19 protein-coding genes, 1 tRNA gene, 1 pseudogene and 1 riboswitch are annotated in these 20,481 nt (G+C 43.8%); of the genes and pseudogenes, 9 read left to right on the top strand and 12 right to left on the bottom strand.

What is annotated here, in order from left to right; genetic code table 11:
• Nucleotides 1-51: 51 nt before the first annotated feature.
• Nucleotides 52-1,107 (bottom strand): M42 family metallopeptidase, encoded by a 1,056-nt coding sequence (locus KH172YL63_RS06460; RefSeq protein WP_173105332.1) that lies wholly within the window; start codon nucleotides 1,105-1,107, stop codon nucleotides 52-54.
• Nucleotides 1,108-1,498: 391 nt separating this feature from the next.
• Between KH172YL63_RS06460 and KH172YL63_RS06455 the strand changes: the two genes are divergently transcribed.
• The gene (locus KH172YL63_RS06455) at nucleotides 1,499-2,887 is read left to right on the top strand and encodes a peptide MFS transporter (RefSeq protein ID WP_173105331.1); all 1,389 of its coding nucleotides are present in this window, start codon (nucleotides 1,499-1,501) and stop codon (nucleotides 2,885-2,887) included.
• 108 nt (nucleotides 2,888-2,995) lie between these two features.
• On the opposite strand, the gene KH172YL63_RS06450 is transcribed toward KH172YL63_RS06455, so the two are convergent.
• Both KH172YL63_RS06450 and KH172YL63_RS06445 read right to left on the bottom strand, forming a co-directional pair.
• Nucleotides 2,996-3,814, bottom strand: a complete 819-nt coding sequence (locus tag KH172YL63_RS06450; RefSeq protein WP_173105330.1) for a YihY/virulence factor BrkB family protein — start codon at nucleotides 3,812-3,814, stop codon at nucleotides 2,996-2,998.
• Between the two features lie 104 nt (nucleotides 3,815-3,918).
• Complete coding sequence (locus KH172YL63_RS06445; RefSeq protein ID WP_232066137.1) at nucleotides 3,919-4,482, bottom strand: GNAT family N-acetyltransferase; 564 nt, start codon at nucleotides 4,480-4,482, stop codon at nucleotides 3,919-3,921.
• Nucleotides 4,483-4,660: 178 nt separating this feature from the next.
• On the opposite strand from KH172YL63_RS06445, the gene kynA reads away from it, so the two are divergent.
• From kynA to KH172YL63_RS06430, 3 genes are all read left to right on the top strand, one after another.
• On the top strand, nucleotides 4,661-5,500 hold the full coding sequence (gene kynA / locus KH172YL63_RS06440) for a tryptophan 2,3-dioxygenase (protein WP_173105329.1): 840 nt from the start codon (nucleotides 4,661-4,663) through the stop codon (nucleotides 5,498-5,500).
• Nucleotides 5,501-5,715: 215 nt separating this feature from the next.
• Nucleotides 5,716-5,916, top strand: a complete 201-nt coding sequence (locus tag KH172YL63_RS06435) for a cold-shock protein (protein WP_173105328.1) — start codon at nucleotides 5,716-5,718, stop codon at nucleotides 5,914-5,916.
• Between the two features lie 106 nt (nucleotides 5,917-6,022).
• On the top strand, nucleotides 6,023-6,466 hold the full coding sequence (locus tag KH172YL63_RS06430) for an SACOL1771 family peroxiredoxin (RefSeq protein WP_173105327.1): 444 nt from the start codon (nucleotides 6,023-6,025) through the stop codon (nucleotides 6,464-6,466).
• 39 nt (nucleotides 6,467-6,505) lie between these two features.
• On the opposite strand, the gene KH172YL63_RS06425 is transcribed toward KH172YL63_RS06430, so the two are convergent.
• The 4 genes from KH172YL63_RS06425 to KH172YL63_RS06410 all read right to left on the bottom strand — a co-directional run bounded on the left by KH172YL63_RS06425 (nucleotide 6,506) and on the right by KH172YL63_RS06410 (nucleotide 11,483).
• A complete protein-coding gene (locus tag KH172YL63_RS06425) occupies nucleotides 6,506-6,835 on the bottom strand; it encodes a DUF3243 domain-containing protein (RefSeq protein ID WP_173105326.1) in 330 nt (109 codons plus the stop codon).
• 520 nt (nucleotides 6,836-7,355) lie between these two features.
• Nucleotides 7,356-8,393 (bottom strand): ribonucleotide-diphosphate reductase subunit beta, encoded by a 1,038-nt coding sequence (locus tag KH172YL63_RS06420; RefSeq protein WP_173105325.1) that lies wholly within the window; start codon nucleotides 8,391-8,393, stop codon nucleotides 7,356-7,358.
• Between the two features lie 15 nt (nucleotides 8,394-8,408).
• Nucleotides 8,409-10,649, bottom strand: coding sequence for a ribonucleoside-diphosphate reductase subunit alpha (locus KH172YL63_RS06415; RefSeq protein ID WP_173108076.1), 2,241 nt, complete (start codon nucleotides 10,647-10,649; stop codon nucleotides 8,409-8,411).
• Nucleotides 10,650-10,798: 149 nt separating this feature from the next.
• A riboswitch (cobalamin riboswitch) is annotated at nucleotides 10,799-10,981 on the bottom strand.
• A gap of 91 nt (nucleotides 10,982-11,072) precedes the next feature.
• Nucleotides 11,073-11,483, bottom strand: a complete 411-nt coding sequence (locus tag KH172YL63_RS06410) for a VOC family protein (protein WP_173105324.1) — start codon at nucleotides 11,481-11,483, stop codon at nucleotides 11,073-11,075.
• A 516-nt stretch (nucleotides 11,484-11,999) separates the two neighbouring features.
• Here KH172YL63_RS06410 and KH172YL63_RS06405 point away from each other — a divergent pair.
• Entirely contained in the window at nucleotides 12,000-12,773 is a 774-nt protein-coding gene (locus KH172YL63_RS06405) for a SurA N-terminal domain-containing protein (protein ID WP_173105323.1), read from the top strand.
• Between the two features lie 123 nt (nucleotides 12,774-12,896).
• On the top strand, nucleotides 12,897-13,076 hold the full coding sequence (locus KH172YL63_RS06400) for a hypothetical protein (protein ID WP_173105322.1): 180 nt from the start codon (nucleotides 12,897-12,899) through the stop codon (nucleotides 13,074-13,076).
• A gap of 504 nt (nucleotides 13,077-13,580) precedes the next feature.
• On the opposite strand, the gene gndA is transcribed toward KH172YL63_RS06400, so the two are convergent.
• Nucleotides 13,581-14,993 (bottom strand): NADP-dependent phosphogluconate dehydrogenase, encoded by a 1,413-nt coding sequence (gene gndA, locus KH172YL63_RS06395; RefSeq protein WP_173105321.1) that lies wholly within the window; start codon nucleotides 14,991-14,993, stop codon nucleotides 13,581-13,583.
• 148 nt (nucleotides 14,994-15,141) lie between these two features.
• On the opposite strand from gndA, the gene KH172YL63_RS06390 reads away from it, so the two are divergent.
• On the top strand, nucleotides 15,142-16,002 hold the full coding sequence (locus tag KH172YL63_RS06390) for a MurR/RpiR family transcriptional regulator (RefSeq protein ID WP_173105320.1): 861 nt from the start codon (nucleotides 15,142-15,144) through the stop codon (nucleotides 16,000-16,002).
• Nucleotides 16,003-16,100: 98 nt separating this feature from the next.
• Entirely contained in the window at nucleotides 16,101-17,039 is a 939-nt protein-coding gene (locus KH172YL63_RS06385) for a nucleoside hydrolase (protein ID WP_173105319.1), read from the top strand.
• A 62-nt stretch (nucleotides 17,040-17,101) separates the two neighbouring features.
• Here KH172YL63_RS06385 and KH172YL63_RS21710 read toward each other — a convergent pair whose 3' ends face one another.
• Nucleotides 17,102-17,230 (bottom strand): hypothetical protein, encoded by a 129-nt coding sequence (locus KH172YL63_RS21710; protein WP_269475199.1) that lies wholly within the window; start codon nucleotides 17,228-17,230, stop codon nucleotides 17,102-17,104.
• 147 nt (nucleotides 17,231-17,377) lie between these two features.
• Nucleotides 17,378-17,578, bottom strand: coding sequence for a cold-shock protein CspD (gene cspD / locus KH172YL63_RS06380; RefSeq protein ID WP_173105318.1), 201 nt, complete (start codon nucleotides 17,576-17,578; stop codon nucleotides 17,378-17,380).
• 314 nt (nucleotides 17,579-17,892) lie between these two features.
• Here cspD and KH172YL63_RS06375 point away from each other — a divergent pair, with 314 nt between their 5' ends.
• Nucleotides 17,893-18,066, top strand: a complete 174-nt coding sequence (locus KH172YL63_RS06375; protein ID WP_173105317.1) for a hypothetical protein — start codon at nucleotides 17,893-17,895, stop codon at nucleotides 18,064-18,066.
• Between the two features lie 129 nt (nucleotides 18,067-18,195).
• On the opposite strand, the pseudogene ltrA reads toward KH172YL63_RS06375, so the two are convergent.
• A pseudogene (gene ltrA / locus KH172YL63_RS06370) lies at nucleotides 18,196-19,457 on the bottom strand (group II intron reverse transcriptase/maturase).
• 600 nt (nucleotides 19,458-20,057) lie between these two features.
• A tRNA-Val gene (locus KH172YL63_RS06365) sits at nucleotides 20,058-20,129 on the bottom strand.
• Nucleotides 20,130-20,481 lie beyond the last annotated feature (352 nt).

Here is a 20,481-nt window from a genome sequence, read left to right as displayed (position 1 = left end):
CCTCACAAAAAATCCCCCACCCACCTGAGTGGATGGAGGAAGGATGTTCGATTATTCCACAACCATTTTAGATCTTACATAGTGCCATAGTAACTTCTCTGTATGAAGGATGGACGATTCATGGGTACGCTCGTATGCATGTGAGGCATCGATCCCGGCCCCGATCAACCCGTGGACGATATCAAATCCTGCCCGGATCGCAGCAGAAGCATCAGATCCGTAGTACGGATAAATGTCGACTTTATAATCGATTCCATTTTCGTCGGCAAGGGAAACTAAATGTTTGCGCAAACCGTAATGATAAGGGCCGCTTGAATCCTTCGCGCAGATCGACACGGTATACTCATCGGTTGTTTGCCCATCGCCGATCGCTCCCATATCGACAGCAAGGTATTCGATCGTCTCCTCCGGAATATTCGAGTTCCCGCCATACCCTATTTCTTCATTATTAGAAATAAGGAAATGAGTTGTATATGGAAGGGTGATCCCTTCTTCCTTGATGTGTCGAATCAATTGCAGCAGCATGCCGACACTTGCTTTATCATCTAAATGTCTTGACTTGATAAATCCGCTTGCTGTAATTTCAGCACGGGGGTCAAAAGAAACAAAGTCTCCCACCTCGATGCCGAGTTCCCTTACTTCTTTGGCATTCGTGACTCTTTCATCTATCCGGACTTCTATGTTGGTTTCATCCCTTTTCGCTTCTCCGGCATTTTTGTACACATGAACACTCGTCTGATGCATCAGAATGGTGCCACTGTATGTTTTCCCTGAAGAGGTTTCAATCCGGCAATACTCCCCTTCCACTGCATTCCATCTGAATCCGCCGATCATCGAGAGGCGAAGCCGTCCATCTCCCTTAATTTCCTTGACCATGGCGCCTAAGGCATCCACATGGGCAGTCAGCATCCTGTGCCTGCTTGTATCTTCCCCCGGAAGCGTGACGATCAGGGCACCTTTCCGGTTTCTCTTCATCTCAATGTTCAAATCAGAAAGATATTCTTCAACAAAGCCCATGATTTTATTGGTATTCCCTGAAGGGCTTGGTATTTCCACAAGCTCCTTGATTAATTGAAGTGTTTTCGACGTATCTGGATATGTATTCATTTCAATCCCTCCCTTCAATCATTATAACGTCATGGAACACATGACGACAAATTCTGTTCATCGTATATTCAATCGCAGGTGTTTCGCTTTCTTTGCACTCTCCCTTTCGAATTTTTTCCGCTTTTCCTTCAGGAATGGGTGAAGGTACCCGCACCTCTCACACGAGTAATAAGCGACATTCCCACCCACCATATCCTCAGACTTTCCGATTTCACCACCATGCCCCTCTCCAATATACAACTCACATTCTTCCAGTGAGTTGTGGCCGCAATATATACATCCTTTGAACAAGGTATTCACCACCCTTTTTGTACATGCCTATGTAAAGAACGGGAATACTATGAAAGGATTTGGAAAGAAACTGCACAAAGAATAGATCAGGAGTGATAGAGTGAACTCACATTTAGAAAGCTTACCCCAGGGAAAAAAACACCCTAAAGGACTGTATCTGTTATTTTTCACCGAGCTTTGGGAACGGTACAGCTATTACGGCATGCGTGCACTGCTCGTCTTATATCTGACGACTGCTTATGTGAGTGGAGGACTCGGTGTGGAGCCTGCAGAAGCTCTGTCCATCTACGGAATTTATACAGGAAGTGTGTATTTCACACCTATCTTCGGAGGATGGATGACCGATCGCTTCATCGGCTTAAGGCGTGCAATTACCATTGGTGGTATCACGATGGCCTGTGGGGATTTCACAATATTCCTTACCCATTCACAGGCTGGCCTTTACACGGGGCTTGCACTCCTCGTTCTCGGAAATGGTTTTTTCAAACCGAATATATCGACTCTCGTAGGGGAGCTTTATCCCCGGAATGATAAACGGAAGGACGCAGCTTTTACGATTTTCTATATGGGCATCAACCTCGGTGCACTATTCGCACCGCTTGTCGCAGGCTTCCTCGCTGAAGACCTGTTTCTCACCACAATGAATGACGGAACGATGCATTACGGGTTCAAGTGGGCATTCCTTGCTTCTTCCATCGGGATGATCACCGGGCAGATCATTTTCAGTACAATGAATCGTAAATATCTGGGGACCGTTGGATTAAAACCTAATCGCCTGTTGGCAGAAGAAGCAAACGAGAACCGCGACGTCCCCCTTACCCGAAAGGAAAAACAGCGTACAACCGCCATCTTGATCCTCGCCTGCTTTGTCGTATTTTTCTGGGCGGGATTTGAACAGGCCGGAAGCTCGTTCACACTGTACACGAAGAATTTCATCGATCGGGATGTATTTGGATATACCATCCCCGTCGCCTGGTTTCAATCTGTCAATCCATTGTTCATTGTCATCCTCGCACCGATTCTTTCAAATATCTGGCTGCGTCTTTCAAAATCAAAGAGCGGGGACTTGAACATGACGACGAAAATGGGCATCGGAATGATCCTTCTCGGCCTCGGCTTCATGGTACTCATACCGGCAGTCATGCAGACTGGTTCTGATGAACAGAATATAACCGTAAAAGCCAATCTCTTGTTCATCATTTTCACCTATCTTCTTCATACATTGGGAGAACTCTTTCTGTCACCGGTCGGATTGTCTCTCGTCAGTAAAGTGGCACCCGTGAAGATTGCCTCCCTCCTGATGGGTGTGTGGATGGCAGCAATCGGCGTCGCGAGTTTACTTGCCGGTCAGCTCGCCTCACTCACAGCAACACTCGGTTATCTGGAGATCTTCGCCGTCATCGGGGCTGCTGCCATCATCCTTGGATTTGTTCTCCTCGCCATTTCCAAAAAGCTCGTTGCCATGATGCAGGAAGAAAATCAGTCGTGAAGCAAGGAAGTATTATATTCAAAGAAAATCCGAACTCCATTCGAATTTCATCAAAGAATTTCGAATGGTGTTCGGATTTCTTTCGTCTGCGGAACAGCGTCATGCCTCCTATCCCTTCTTTTTCGCTTCCCCTGCGATGCTTCCATTTAACAATCCCCCGATCAGCAGGATGGTGGAAGATATGTAAAACCAGACCACCAACGTGATGACACTTCCAAGCTGACCATAGAACTGGGAGTAGTCGTTGATTTTAACATATGTCCCGTATAACCATGAGACTCCCTGCCATCCAAAGGCTGCCAGAAGGGCACCAGGAATAACATGGCGGAATGATATTCGCTTGCTAGGAACGACCATGTAAAGAAAAACAAACAGTGCGAACATGAAAATCGAACTCAGTCCCCATTTGCCAAGGACCCACGCCTGCGACCAGTCACCATTTATTTTCCCCTCTGTAAATCTGGCATGTCGGATATACTCTTCCACGACAGGCACGATAAGGGAAAATGAAATCAGGATCATGAAACCGACGGTCAATAATAAATCATAAAGCAGTGCAATTAAGAAAGGCTTCTTCCGTTCGATTTTATATGCCAGGTTCAATGAGCGCACCATTGACTGAACAGCCATCGACGCAAGCCACAAAGTAAAGAAGATCGAAAGGGACAACACGTCCCCTCTCTGATCATAGAGGATCCGTTCAATATTGTTTTGGATGATCGCATAAGATTTATCCGGAGCAAACGGTTTGATCAAAAGCAGGACATTGGTTTCCGAAATCGGCAAATAGCTGATCAGGGAAGTGACGAAAAGTAAAAAAGGGAAAATGGATAATAGTAAATAATAAGCCAGTTGTGCAGCCTGATCATAAAATCTCTCACCGAAAAAACGACCGGCCACAACCTTGATATGATGGATTAAATTCATGGAAATATACTCCTGTATAGAATTCATTGTTATTACTTTCCCCTATCCGGCACCAATCAATCCACTATTAGGAAAAAGGGACCCGTTGATGTTGCCGAATTTCATTATAATGGCTTGGCTTTACTTGTCCCTTCCCATTCATACTCAAATATGGCATAAACCAGTGAATCCCTCCACCCATCATCGATCCTGAGATGATGTCGGATCTGCCCCTCCAAGGTCATGCCTATGTTTCGCAACACGCCTTTCGAACCCTGATTCCACGGATCGCATGTTGCCTCTATCCTGTGGAGGTTGTTGTGTCCGAAGCCCCTCTCGATCAGTGCAGAACCTAAAAGTGTACCTATTCCCTTTCCCCAATAATCAGGATGGAGAATATAACCGATTTCACCACATGCATTCACTCTACTCTTTATGGTGATTTCTCCCGCTCCAATCACCCTGCCCGTCAATGCCTCGACAAGCACCGATACGAACCTTGTTTGCGGGTTGACTTTTTCATCGTCCAACACTCCCTGAACGTACTCAATCGTGTCTTGTTCTGTATTCGGTCCCCAGCATTGATAGCGGGACACACGTTCCAAAGACGCATATTCATGAATATCCTTCCAATCACTATCCATCATTTTTCTTAAAAACAAACCTGAAGTAAGATACGTTCCATCCACATTCTCCACCTCAACTTTTTTCTAAATATTAACACAAACAAATGATGACATTCTAAATCTATAGTCCCAAAACCGTATTGAAAGTAAATGAAGGAAATTCCCGTTCTCATAAAGAAATGAATAACTGGGGATATTTTATACAACGCTGTTTATCAGACGAAAGAAAGGGAGAAATGAAATGGTCAAAAAACATGAAGAGATGGGGAATGAACACGTCTATACAGATTTCATCAACCGGATGACTTATGGTGAATACCTTGGGCTGGATACTCTGCTCGACAGCCAAAAACGGTTATCAGGACATCATGATGAAATGCTGTTCATCATCATCCATCAAGTGAGCGAACTTTGGATGAAATTGATTCTGCACGAACTTCAGGCAGGAATTGCATCCATTCAAAAAGGCGAGCTTTCTCAGGCATTTAAGATGCTTGCCCGGATCTCGAAAATACAATCACAGATCATCCACGCATGGGACGTCCTGTCAACTCTCACACCATCAGAATATGTCCAGTTCAGGGACAGTCTCGGTCAAGCTTCCGGTTTCCAATCGTACCAGTACAGGATGATTGAATTTGCATTGGGCTATAAAACAAAGCACGTCCTGGATATTTATAAGAAAGATCCAGATTTGTCACAGCAATTGAACGCTGCTTACAAAGCCCCTTCCATATATGATGTGTCGATTTTATCCCTTCATCAAGCCGGTCTTGCCATTGATGAAGAAGTCCTCAACCGTGATGTCAGTGAGCCCTATACAGAAAATCAGTCTGTACTTGAAGCTTGGATGACTGTGTATCGAAGTCCTGAAACATACTGGGATCTTTACGAATTAGCGGAAAAATTAATCGATATTGAGGACTGGCTGCAGCAATGGCGCTTCAGACATATGAAAACTGTAGAACGGATCATCGGGCATAAAATGGGAACAGGCGGTTCAAGCGGTGTCGGTTATTTAAAGAAAGTATTGGATCACAGGTTCTTCCCTGAACTGTGGCAGGTGCGAACCACATTATAATTGACGGATTGGCAGAATAGAAAGAATTTTCCCGCATAATGGCCTATGCTGCCTTCGTAAGGGTTGCCATTTCTGATTTTACCTGATATTATGTAAGAGAATTATTTTTGTTCGGAATGGAAGGATAGACAAAGTTTTTAAAGCTTTTCGCCTTGAAGTTACATGAGCAAGAATAGTAATACATTTGTGTGGAGAACACACGAGGAGGTAACATTATGTTAGAAGGTACAGTTAAATGGTTTAACGCAGAAAAAGGTTTCGGATTCATCGAGCGCGAAGGTGGAGACGACGTGTTCGTACACTTCTCAGCTATTCAAGGCGAAGGATTCAAAACTTTAGAAGAAGGTCAAAAGGTTACTTTTGAAATCGTTCAAGGAAACCGTGGCGACCAGGCTGCTAACGTATCAAAAGCATAATACATGCGATTCCGAAAGGCTCTACTTTGTAGAGTCTTTTTTCTTTACCATCCTATGTATCAATGTATACAATGGGCTTACCACCCATTCTAGGAGGTTTACCACTATGGCTAGACACTCGTTTCACATATCGACAGATTGGCCGGGACTGAGAAATGATGTAGGAACGCTGAGCTCAGAGAATTTCCATACTGAGATTTCAATCCCCCCTGAAATGGACGGACCGGGGACCGGCACAAATCCTGATGAAATGCTGCTCGGAGCCGCCTCTACATGTTATATCATCACCCTTGCAGCCATGCTCGAACGCAGTTCCATCGAGAAAAAGGATTTGACCATGACATCCGAAGGAATCGTCGAGGTCAGTAAAGGCGTCATCACCTATAAAGAAATCATTCACCGCCCGGTACTGACTCTAAGTCCGTCCGCTACAGAAAAAGACATTGCACTCACAAAGAAACTGATCATGAAAGCGGAACAATCATGTATGATCACCCGAGCCCTGAAAGGGAATGTGGAAGTCATGGTAGAACCGGAAATACATATGTAACATGTGAAAGGGCACCGGAAGATCCGGTGCCCTATTTGATCAGGATTCTGAGTGCACTAATTTCACCAGCATATGAGACAGCATATGCTGTTCCTCTTTATTACCTGCTTTCCATAATTCATACAGCAGTTTTTCTTCCCTGTTCTTTGGTTCTTCATGTGCTGCAAGATAGTCCCCGACCTTCTGGGCTGCTTTTGCCTGCATCTCTTCATTCATCCCGAGCTTATCAGCCAATGACACTTTATCACCTAAGTATTGTTTGAAATGATCAAAGTTAGAGAGAATATCCTCTTTCTTGTCCTGTGACATATTGCTCAACGCACTGTCGACTTTCGAATCCATCTTTGCTTCTGTCGAATGATTTGCCATGTCTGAATCTCCCTTTCTTGATTTGTTTTTTATTCTAGTATGTATATTCCCGGGAGATGGATCGTTAAACCTGTGGATGTTTTTTTGTAGTGGATTTATGGGGGGGAACTCTCTTATTAATAGTGGGCTTTTTTCTAACCCTGGTATTTTATTAGATGCTGGAAATGTTGGATTTAAGTTCTAGGCCATCCGTCTTGAAGATGAGCTTCAATCATCGTTAAAAATAGTTCCTATAATAGATATCTAAAAGAAAAAATCCGAACGCATCCGATTTCTTGATAGAAATACGAAGAAACGCCCGGATTTCTTATGGATGATAGGCCTTGAGAGCTCCCTGAATGGTGTTATCGGCGATATTCCGGATTTAACGGCGAAATCCTGGGTTTAACGGCGAAATATTGATTTTATCGGCGAAATCCAGAATATAACGGCGATATTAGAAATTTATCGGCGAACGGCATGTTCACCGTCACTGCGCTTTCTGCGGTCACGATATGCCCAGCTACGCAAGCCAAAATGATTACAATTCATCGAAACCATTGGCATCAGATGTTTTCGTGTACTGGCGGGATTTTTGTTCGAAGAAATCTGTCTTCCCCCTGTCCACTTCCTGATAGGCAATAATCCATTTGAGGGGATTGTTCTTATACCCTTCAAACGGCGGCTCAAATCCTAATTGCTTGGCACGTTTATTTGCCATGAACTTGATATAATCTTCAAGATCCTTCATTAACAGCCCTTCTATTTCGTTACCGATGATTTCCCTTCCCCACTCGATTTCAAGAAGGGCAGCCTGTTTGAATGTATCCCTGCCGAACCCGAGGAGTTCTTCTGTATGATAAGACGGATTTTCATGAAGCACTTCTTTAAAGATTTTTTCAAATAATCCAACGTGAAACTGTTCATCACGGTTGATATAATTGATCATCGTACTCGTTGCGACCATTTTTTGATTTCTCGCCAGGTTATAAAAAAATGCAAAGCCGGAATAAAAGAACAATCCTTCCAGGATGACATCGTACACGATTGATTTCAAGAAATTGTCGATTGTCGGTGCTTCTACGAATCCCTTGTATCCGTTGGTAATGAAGTCATTTCGCTTTTGCAATATAGAATCGTTCTTCCAAAAATCAAACACTTCATCCTGCTTTTTCTTGGAAACGATGCTTGAAAGCACGTAGCTGTATGAGTGGTTATGCACAACCTCCTGCTGGGCGAGTATGATCATGAGCGCGTTCAGGCTCGAATCAGTCAGATAATCAGCCACTTTACCTGCATAATCTGTTTGTACACTATCGAGCAGTGCGAGAAGTCCGATGATTTTCAAGAAGGATTCCTGCTCTTTTTCGGAAAGCATCGGAAATTGCTTAATATCCTTGGCCATATTGATTTCAAACGGCGTCCAAAAATTTCCGAGCATCCTTTTATACTTCGGGTACGCCCATGAAAAGCGGACATCGTCCCAGTTTAATATATTGGAGCTTTTGCCATTGATGATCCCTGTCGATTTATTCGGTGCAGTCGGATCGATCAGCACCCGTTCCTTCAATTCATTCATTCTCCATCATCCCTTCTAGCTGTGACAGCTTTCACATTCTTCAAAATCGGATACAGACGTCGATCTTACATAATAAGTCGTCTTCAGTCCGGATTTCCACGCATCAAGATGAAGTTTCAATAATTCTTTGGCTTTAATATCATTTCGCACATAAAGGTTAAACGATATGCCCTGATCGATATGACGCTGCCTCTTTTCGTTCTGTTTTACGCTCCAATGTTGATCGAGATGGTAGGCCGTTTTATAGTACCAGGTCGTCTCCGGGGATAGATCAGGTGCTGTCACTGGAATTCTATAATCTTTCTTTTCCTCAGAATACTCCAGCCTGAAGACAGGATCTATGCTTGCAGAAGAGCCGGCAATGAGCGACGTGGATGAGTTCGGGGCCACGGCCATGACATATCCATTACGCATCCCGCCCCGGGAAACATCCTTCCTCAATCGATCCCAACGCTCCCCGGAATAGCCCCTTTTTGAAAAGTACGCTCCGGTTGACCAGTCAGAACCTACGAAATAGGGGTAAGCCCCTTTTTCTTTACTTAATTCGTGGCTGGATTTGATTGTGTGATACGCAATCTCTTCATAAAGATCATCACAGTATGCCACCGCTTCATCCCCCTCCCACTTCAAGCCTTTCTTAGCCAGGAGGTGATGCCATCCAAATGTACCGAGGCCGATGCCCCTGTAACGAAGGTTTGTGATGTGCGCCTGCAGGACCGGCAGTTCATTAAGATCGATAACATGATCTAATAGCCTTACAGCGATCGGGATGACCCTTTCCAATACATCATCCAAGACCGTTTTGGCCAATGAAAGGGAAGCAAGATTGCATACGACATAATCACCGGGGTTTTTATATGTGACGATTTTTCCGTCTTGTATCACTTCTTCTTCCATCACTGTCGGGCTCATATTCTGGGTGATTTCAGTGCAGAGATTACTGCAATAGATCATTCCTTTATGCTGATTGGCATTATAGCGATTGACCGTATCACGGTAAAACATATATGGTGTGCCTGTTTCAAGCTGCGAAATCATGATCCGCTTGAAAATATCGATCGCGGGGACCGCTTCTTTCGAAAGACCCGCATGCGCTACACACGCCCAGTATTTGTCCCTGAATGATCCGTTCCCTTTTTCTTCATCATAGTAATCTTCCAGGGAATACCCCATGACCGACTTCACTTCATGGGGATCGAACAGATACCAGTCACCTCTCTGTTCGACTTGTTCCATGAATAAATCTGGTAGACATACCCCGGTGAACAGATCATGGGTACGCTGTCTTTCGTCGCCATTATTTAACCGGGTATCAAGAAATGAAAAGATGTCTTTATGCCACACATCCAGATATACGGCAATCGCGCCTTGACGCTGTCCCAACTGATCGACGGACACCGCCGTGTTATTCAATTGCTTCATCCAGGGGATCACACCGGAACTCACACCTTTGAACCCTTTGATGTCACTTCCTCTGCTCCGGATTTTGCCTAAATAGATGCCAAGTCCGCCACCGTTTTTACTGAGCGTGGACACGTCGGTATTACTGTCATAGATGCTTCTGAGATCATCTGCCACCGTATCGATAAAGCAGCTCGATAATTGACCGTGACTTTTCCCTGCATTCGCAAACGTCGGGGTGGCAACCGTCATATACAAATTGGACAGGGCCCAGTATGCCTCTTCAATCAACTGAATTCGCTTGTCCCTTGCCTCATTTCTTAACAGTGTCATGGAGATGATCATGAATCGTTCCTGGGGCAGCTCGAGAACCTTTCCTTCATGTGATTTTGTTAAATACCTTTCTGCAAGGGTGATGATCCCTATATATGTGAAGAGTTCATCCCGTCCTGCTTCCATGATGGAGCCGAGATAATTGATTTCTTCTTCGCTGTACGTATCAAGGAGGGCTTTCGTATATAACCCTGATTCGGTAACAGACGTCACATGCCTATAGAATGAACCGAAGAGCTCAGCTTCTCCTATTCCCCTGGCTTTTGAAATGTTCCGGTATAGACTTCTCAAATAGAGATCGGCAGCAGCATAAGTCCAGTCCGGTTCATGAGATGAAATCCTTTCAACCGCCGTCAGGATCATGAAGCGATTCAACTTCTCCCTGTCCATATCGGGCTGGTGAGCCGTATACACCCTGACCTTTTCATCAAATTCCTTGAAGTGAAGCTGTGGAAACCGCTTATGCAGTCTTTTTAGGCTCCTTACTGCTTCTTCATGGGTACTACTTACATTCATAAACATTGACATTCCCATTCCTCCCTTTCATATCAAACGGGAGAGAGTAAAAAAACCGGCCCCTCAAAAGGGACCGGTTCCAGACATTACGGAGATAGGTGAACAGGCAAAAGCCACATCTATCCTCGCTTTATCCTCCCAATTCCCGAAGAGAATAACACGTGATAAACAAGGCAGGTCTCCTGACTCATGCTTCCACCTACTTTAAGGCCTTCCCATCGACATTACGACAGTGGCAGTTCCTTATTTCGTCAGCACTTACAGTTGCGGGGACAGTTCCGGAGTTACACCGGATTCCCTATTAAGTCTCAATCGACACCCTGTTCACAGGTTATAATCAATATGTAGTTTAATAATTAAAATGAAACACAAAATATTGTGTCGAACTTCATATTAAATGATACTGCTTGAATTTTCAAGGGGAATTTTTTAGAGCTGATAAGCTTTTTTAAAGTCGGGACTCAGTACACTCCACACATCAAAGCAATTTCCATCACTATCATAAAAAATAAAATTTCTACCGCCATGGCCCCTGTCTTCGATTTCACCGATTTCTACATCTTTGCTCTTTAATTCATCCCGCAATTCGTTTAATTCATTTAATCCGTTAACCTCGAACGTGATGGAAAACCGCTTTTGTTGGTGCCTGTCCATGAAATTACTGCTTTCCCCCTCTGGTGAGCTCACTAAAAACATGCTGTGGCCGGCAAGATCCAAAATGGCTTTATCCCCATCCAGGTAATTCAAACCTGCGTTCAGCTTCTCCACATACCATTCACTTGCTGCCCTTACGTCCCTCACCGGGATATAAGTCGTTCCGACTCTGATTAATTGATTCATCTTCCTCCTCCTTCGCTATAACATGCTATTCCACAATGGAAAGCAAAACTCCTGTTAAAATATGCTTAGAATTATTAATTTCCGCAAAAGAGGGAGTGAGCTGTCTAAATGCATGAACAAATCGACAGTACACACATCTCACCTCCACTCTGGTCCGTTGAACAAACCTGCATGTCTCTTTATAATCCAGGGTGAAGGTTGTTTGACAGTATTCTTTGGTCCCCATTATTTTCGGCTGTATAAATAGAAAGCCATCTATTTATACAGCCACTTTTTTTGGGTTAGAAACAAGTACAGACAGGCATCTCCTCTTTCATATTTCTCTCCTCGGATCCATCGTTCCGGTTCGCCCGCAGATATGATGCACTCAGGTCTAGCCCCTTCCAAGATTCTGTTTCATCATTGTTACAAACAATACTTTTTGATCTTAATACTTTCTTTTTAAGGGTTTATCATATACAATGCCCATTAAGTGATTTTTTCTTGATCACACCTTAGTTCTGAAAGGAGTCTATTATGAAGAAGCTACTAACGACTTTACTATTGGTATTTTTAACAATTGGACTAGCTGCTTGCGGTTCTGATGAGGAGAGCCAAAAACAAGCTGACGATAAAGCGAAAACGGAAGAAAGCGATCAACAGTCCCAAGAAGAACAGGCAAAGAAAATGGAAGAAATGCAAAAGAAAATGGATAAACAAAAGGTAGAGGAAGACAAAATCGTTGCCGTAGTCAACGACGAAAAGATCAAAGGCGATGATTTCAACAATATCCTCTCTCAATCACAGATGCAATATCAGCAAATGGGACAAGATCCTACAAGCAAAGATGCAGCGGAGAAAATCAAAGAACAGACAATCGACAGTCTTGTCGGCCAGACGCTATTGATGCAGCAGGCTGAAGAAAAAGGCTACAAAGCAACGGAAGATGACGTCAACAAACAGTTAGAAGAAGTTAAAAAGCAGTATGAAGATGAAAAGAAATTTGAAGAAGCAATGAAACAAGCCGGTTTCACGCTGGATGAATTGAAAAACCAGATTGCTGAAAACATCAAATATACAAACTATGTCGAGAAAGAAATCAAAGTTGACGAAGTGACTGAAGATGAAATGAAGACATTCTTTGATCAGTACACAAGCCAACAAGGTGAGGAACAGGCAAAGGATGCACCTAAATATGAAGATGTGAAGCCTCAAATCAAGAAACAGCTGGAACAGCAAAAAAAGCAGGAAAAGCTTGTGCAACATGTTGAGGACTTAAAGAAAAAAGCAAATATCGATGTGAAAATTTAATGCACGCATACAAGAGCCGCCTCACGGGCGGTTCTTTTTTACCGGTTTTTCCAGTTTTCCGTTTTTCACCTTCATAAGCAGGGTATGGTACAGTAAACCATGAATCGGAAAGGATGAGTTTCATTGTCAAAAAGGGCGAACGATAATCCGGAACAGATCAACAAGGATCATGAGGGCATCCTCGATCAGCATGAAAGTGAACAAAACGTAGACCCGATCCCCCTTGAAGACCTGAAAAAAGATCAAAGGGATGAAAAGGACAAGCATCATACGAAAGATGATTCTTCAAGTGAGGAATCATAAAAAATGGCTGACAGAAATCTATAAGTAAAAAGCTGTTTTCGTAAACATTGTGGCTATTAGACAAGCGAGATGCGGTTGATTTCCGCTCCAGATGCTCGCTTTCCGCGGGGATGGCGGTGAGCCTCCTCGGACTTCGTCCTGCGGGGTCTCACCTGTCCATCAGTTCCCGCAGGAGTCGAGCATCTTCCACTCCAATCAACCATGAAGATAAAAACCAAAAATTCACTGAATTAACTGCTTATTCATGTCCTGAATAGTTTTGATCAACGTAATCCAAGTACATTACCCTTGATTCATTGCTATGGTAATTTTTTTATTCCACAGTCTCAAATTTACGTTTAATAATAGCAACAACCTATGCGAAAAGAGCAAAGTAAAAAACCGGACACATTCTTTTTTTGCGAAAGAATGTGTCCGGTTTTTTGTTTTTTGTTACAGGATTACCCATAGCTCGTTACGCGGGATACGCCTTCACTAGAAGCGCTCCATCATGTTAAGACAACCTTATTTAGAAAGCCAGTCTGTATGGAATGTCCCTTCTTTATCGATGCGCTGATACGTATGGGCTCCGAAATAATCCCTTTGTGCCTGCAGGAGGTTTGCCGGGAGCGACTCTGAGCGGTAACTGTCATAATACGCCAGTGCACTCGCCAGACCCGGTACAGGGATACCGAGCTTAATCGCTGTTGCCACCACTTCTCTTGCTTCATCCTGATAATTCTCTACGATTTCTTTGAAGTAAGGATCGAGCAGAAGGTTCGTTAATTCAGGGCTACGGTCATATGCATGTTTGATTTCTTCCAGGAAGCCTGCCCGAATGATGCATCCCCCTCTGAATATCATCGAGATTTCACCTGGCTTCAAGTTCCAATTGTACTCCTCCGATGCCGATTGCAGCTGTGCGAATCCTTGGGCATAAGAACAGATCTTGCTTAAGTACAGGGCTTTGCGGATCATTTCGATGAACGCTTCTTTATTGCCTGTGAATTCTTTATGTTTAGGACCTCTTAAGATATTACTTGCCTTCACCCGTTCTTCTTTCATGGCAGAAATGAAGCGGGCAAACACCGACTCTGTAATGATCGATAAAGGGACACCAAGTTCAAGTGAACTGATGCTTGTCCATTTACCGGTCCCTTTTTGGCCAGCCGTATCCAAAATGACGTCCACAAGCGGTTTGCCGGTTTCTTCATCAACCTTTGTGAAGATATCTGCAGTAATTTCGATCAGGTAACTGTCGAGTTCCCCTTCATTCCATTCCTTAAAGATTTCATGCAGCTCTGATGCACTCAATCCAAGCACATTTTTCATCAGGTAATACGCTTCACAAATGAGCTGCATATCACTGTACTCGATTCCATTATGGACCATTTTCACATAGTGTCCCGATCCATCAGGACCGATATATGTACTGCAGGCATCACCTTTAACTTTCGCAGCAATGCTTGTCAGGAATGGTTCTACAAGGTCATAAGCTTCCTTCTGTCCGCTGGGCATGATTGCCGGTCCGTAAAGAGCTCCTTCCTCTCCGCCGGAAACGCCCGCCCCGATGAAATTGATGCCCATTTCAGCCAATTCCTTATTGCGTCGGACTGTGTCTTCAAAATATGTATTTCCACCGTCGATCAGGATGTCGCCTTTATCGAGATGGGGCACCAGTGATTGAATTGCCTTATCGGTGATGTTCCCTGCAGGTACCATGATCAAAATCTTCCTCGGTGTTTCTAAAGACTGGACGAACTCCTTTACATCATGGGTGCCTATCATATTTTTATCTTGATGTTCTTCGAGTACCTCTCTCACCTTTTCATCTGAAACATCATATATCGAAACCGAATAGCCCCTGCTCTCGAAGTTCAAGGCAAGGCTTTTACCCATTACACCTACACCCGCTACTCCTATTTGTTGTTTGGTCATGACCATCAATCCTTTCTTGAATAACTTTTCCCGCTTTTTATTATAATACGAAATAATTTTTCATGTTAGGTTTTTGTGAAATAATATTTTTTTATTTTATCTGTTGAGTTAAAATAATTTTCATGGGAATTCCACAGGAGGTTCAACAATGCCAAAAAACGAGAAGCCACTTCAGTGTTTACCACGCATCCGTTCTCATTACTCGCAATGCAGTGAAAAAGAAAAATTGATTGCAGATTATATTATTGCTAATCCAGAAAAAATTATCCATTCAACCATCAGCGGGATCGCCGAAGATCTCGGGGTGGCAGATGCGACTGTTTTCCGATTTTGTAAGCGTCTGGGATTCAAAGGCTATCAGGCCATGAAGATTTCACTCGCGTCCGACCTTGTTTCACCTATCAAGGATATTCACGAAACACTCGATGAACACGATTCGAATGTGGACATTGCAAAGAAAGTCTTCCGGTCGAATATGAGGACCTTGGAGGACTCCCTCGGCATCCTGCATGAAGAAACCTTTTCTCAAGCGGTTCAATCGATCTTGCATGCGCGGAGAGTTGAATTTTATGGTACAGGCGGGTCAGGCTTCGTCGCCATGGATGCACACCATAAGTTTATGAGGACCGGTATGACCACTACTGCATACAATGACCCCCATATGCAGCTGATATCAGCCTCACAGCTGACAAATGAAGATGTGATTGTCTTCATTTCACACTCAGGGGCAAACCGGGATTTATTGGACGTATTGGAAGTGGCCAAGAAAAATCAGGTCACCACAATCGCCATCACCCATTTTGCCAAGACTCCTTTAAGCAGCCGCATCGATATTCCGTTATACACCATATCACAAGAGACTGAATACCGCTCCGAAGCCCTTGCATCAAGGATCAGCCAGTTAAGTATAGTGGACGCACTCTATGTCACCATCATGATGAAAAGCCAGGAACGATCGAAAGCTTCCCTTCAAAAAATGCGGGATGCCATATCCATAAAAAGGATATAAGAGGATATATTCCTAATTTCAGGATTACACTGGTGCCAAAGCATAATCCAACATTATCTACATATATTGGAAGAAATTGAACACGAGGGGATAAGATCATGAAGAATATACTTCTGTTTGCAGATCCAGGAATCGATGACTCCATTGCGATCATGTACGCCCTCCTGCATCCGGACATTCATTTGATCGGTATCGTGTCAGGTTATGGAAATGTTGATAAAGACCAGGCAACAAACAATGTCGCCTATTTGCTTCATCTGGCGAACCAGGAACATATCCCGATCATCGGTGGGGCCACCCGCTCCAGTACTGGGGAATACCCGGTATATTATCCGGAAATTCACGGAAAAAATGGATTGGGGCCGATACGCCCTCCTGATACGATCAAAGGGAAGCTTTTGAACTTCTCCGATTTATTTCATATCATTGATCAGTACGAAGACGTCACAGTAGTCGACGTAGGAAGGAATACTTCCCTTGCGATAGCGTTCATCCTGGATGATAAGTTCGGGGAAAAAATTAAAGAATTCTATATTATGGGTGGTGCCTTCCTTGTGCCCGGGAATGTTTCAAAGATCGCTGAAGCCAATTTCTATGGAGATCCCGTTTCAAGTCATTTCATCATGAGCCAGGTGAAGAGTGTGACGAGCGTCCCTTTGAATGTTACCAATCAAGCACTCGTCACCCGCAAGCATATCGAGGAGATCCAGAACGCATCTTCCAGCCCTTTGATCACCATCCTTGATAAAGTTTATGATTTCTATTTCAAAGCCTATCAACAGCTTGTACCAGGCATCAAGGGGGCACCTATGCACGATGTCCTGACACTGTCCCTCCTCATGAATCCTGCCCTCGGCAGCTACTTAAAAAGAGATGTGGTCGTGAATATTCACGGAGAAGCAAGGGGCAAATCAAGGGGCAAATCAATCGCCGATTTCCGGGTCGGTTCAGAAAAAACCCCCTCCACCACAAAAATCTACATGACCCTCGACTACGAAGGGTTCATCGGAGACTTCATGAATATCATGAGTAAGTAGAGGGACGGACCTTGAAAGGTCCGTCCCTCTACTTGTTCACCATGCAAGATCTCGAACGACGATCAGGCTTTTCCGCAATCTTTTTTCGTTATTTCACTTCGGATATTGATGTCTTTGGAGAATTCAGTGTCATTCTTTTTATTGTTCGGATATTTATTTTTTCGTTCACGATTGTCATTTTTGTTTGTCATGCAAATCTCCTCCTCATCAAGTAGGTTGTTACAGCTATATTTTTCACCGACTGAGCTGACACATACTTGGCAAGAAAGGGAAATGGTTATGAACATAAAAAAAACAGACTCACGAATGAGTCTGTTTTTGAAAATACAAAGGGTAAATTATAATTTTACAACGTTAGCTGCTTGTGGTCCACGAGCGCCTTGTTCAACGTCGAAAGAAACTTCTTGACCTTCGTCAAGTGATTTGAAACCTTCACCTTGGATCGCTGAGAAGTGTACGAATACGTCGTCTCCACCTTCAACTTCGATGAATCCGAAACCTTTTTCTGCGTTGAACCATTTTACTTTACCGTTTTCCATGTTTGTTGCCTCCTAAAGTGCATTACACACAATATATTACTATTCTTGCGATATCAGGTGAAAACCAAATCTTGCTCTTCCCTTGCATACCGAACAAAAATAATTCTTTTATAGAATAACAGGAATAGAACAAATAATCAAGTTTTCAATGGATAAGTTTTGAAAGTCAGACCTCTTACATACATGAACTTTCTGAACACCTTTGATGCCCACCATTATATAGGTCATTTGAAGGAACCTGATGTTTTCCTCCCGGGATAACGCGTAACAAGCCGAACGGTGGTATAATAAAAATATATGAAAGGGAGTGCCAAATGAAATCCACAAAAAATCGGTTCGATATAGGCTCCGTGGTGACTATCAAAGAAACTGGAGAAACAGTGACTGTTTCAAAATATCAGTATGTAAAAAATATGAAGCGATATTCTTATATCGTAAAAGAACATCCGGGTACATTTTATTTTGAAGAAGAATTAAAAATCAACTAAATAGTGGTTCATTAAGGATTCGACTCAGTGATTCGGATCCTTTTTCGTGTGTGAAATCGAGTAGGAGGGGATGATTAATCCCCGACCTCTCACACCACCGTACGTACCAATCGGTATACGGCGGTTCAATCAAGATGATTGACGAAGACTTTCATACCTATCGATAAGACTTAGGAGCCCTTGGCGATTCCAAAAGGGATTGCCAAGGGTTCTGTGTAGTATTGGACTTTGTGCGATCCTCCAATATCCCTTCCGGGTATTTCCCCATTCATACGCCTTCCATTTTGGAACGCCGAGCGCAATGAGGTTACGGACTTTAGTTTTCGGCAGTTTCCACTGCTTCCACAGACACATTCGCAATCTTCTTCTGATCCATGCATCCAGGTATTTTAGGAAGCTGTGTGTATCAGCCAGCTGAAAATAGCCGATCCATCCCATTAAATATTGGTTCAGCTTTCTGATTCGAACCTCCATCGACCATCCTGAAGATCTGGAAGTTAGAGAGCGGATTTTCTGTTTTAACCGTTTTATACTTTTGGAGGCCACTCTGACTTTTGGTTTGCGATTTGATGTAAAACTAAAGCCAAGGAACGTTCTTCTCCAAGGTCGGTCCACCGCAGATTTCTTTCGGTTCACCTTCAGTTTAAGTTTCTTCTCAAGAAACGTTGTCACTGAAGTCATCACCCGGTTACCGGCTTTTGGCGAACGGACAAAGATATTACAATCATCTGCGTACCGTATAAAGCGTAGCCCCGTTTCTCTAATTCCTGGTCCAGTTCATTCAAAATGATGTTAGAAAGCAATGGACTGAGAGGTCCGCCCTGTGGCGTACCTTCCTCACTTTTCACCTTTACACCTTCTATCATAATTCCTGCATTGAGGTAAGAACGAATCAGTTTCAGAAGTGCTTTGTCCTTTACTTTCTTCGCCAGAAGACCCATGAGCTTATCATGATTCACTCTGTCAAAGAATTTCTCTAAATCTATATCGATAACCCAGCGATATCCTTCCCGGATATACATCTTCGCTTTTCTAACGGCGTCATGGGCACTCCGATTTGGTCGGAACCCATAACTATGATCAGAGAAGGTCGGCTCGTATATCCCGGAGAGTATCTGGGCAATTGATTGTTGAATCATACGGTCTGTCACCGTTGGGATGCCTAACAACCGGACGCCGCCGTCTGGTTTCGGGATTTCGATTCGACGTACCGGGCCCGGCTTGTAGGTTCCCCCAAGGAGATTCTTGCGAATCGACTGCCATTCGCGCATGATATGCGATCGCAGGTTTTGTACGGGCATATCATCCACGCCATGGCTTCCCTTATTACGTTCTACACGTTTCAGTGCTTCAAGCATATTCGGTTTAGACAGAATCATATTCATCAACATCACTGATATTCCTTTCCTTCGTGTGTCACGTTTCCTCTTTCGATGGCCCTGCCTCACACTTCCACCAGCCCTCACGGAATTCACCGTTACCTCTAAATGGACAGCTCTTTTCAGATTGTCTGTGAGTCTCTCAGTTACCATGAGCCAGGTCGTGACACTCTCTTGATTGTTCAGTCCTTCCCGGCTTCCTCGAGAAAAGCCGGTACTATGACCTCGGCTGACTTCTGGCGGTTCAGCGGAGAATCGCTTCTCCGGTTACCAAGTGTTCAAGGCGTATCCGCCAGATCTCCCCGGGTAAGAGTGTAATCTTTCCCTCCATCTATCCGCCTCATTTACTTTCTGCACCTTCGACAGTTCGGACTTCATCTTGTATTGCAGACTCATCCAGTGCAACAAGCCTTATATGAGATTCGTGTTCCTCGGACCGGAGGTTTGCCGCCCGCTTCCTTCAGATTCCAGGTCACCCCGGACACCCTTGCGTTAAGCTAACCGCTACAACTGTCTTCACGGCTCGGGACTCTCACCCTATAGATCACACCCATGCCGGGCGCACAATAAAAAAAAATCCTGCATCATGTTGATGCAGGATTTTTCTATGTATGACCTGTGAGGGATTCGAACCCACGACCCCTTCCCTGTCAAGGAAGTGCTCTCCCACTGAGCTAACAAGTCGCGATATACGGTATATATTCTATTATAGTCAGGAATGGAAGATTGTCAATGGATTTTCTATAAATAATTCCCCTATTTTTAAACGAGGTGTATAAAGGAACGTATGTTTGCATATGATGTGGTTATACAGATTGAAAGGAGTTTTTTGATGCACCCCCTCCTTTTGCGCTCCCTGAAAAACCGTCTTTCCATAGAGATCATATATTTAAACGAACGGCAACAATGCACGAAAAGAAAAATCTCTGTTAAAAAAATCGAAGAAAATCACATCCTCGCCTACTGTTTTTTAAGAAGAGACATGAGGAAATTCAAAATCCAGGACATCCTTGCCGCATACCCGCACCATGAGTCA

Source organism: Bacillus sp. KH172YL63 (assembly GCF_011398925.1).
GTDB lineage: Bacteria > Bacillota > Bacilli > Bacillales > Bacillaceae_B > Rossellomorea.
This window is presented reverse-complemented; position numbering and strand designations above follow the sequence as displayed.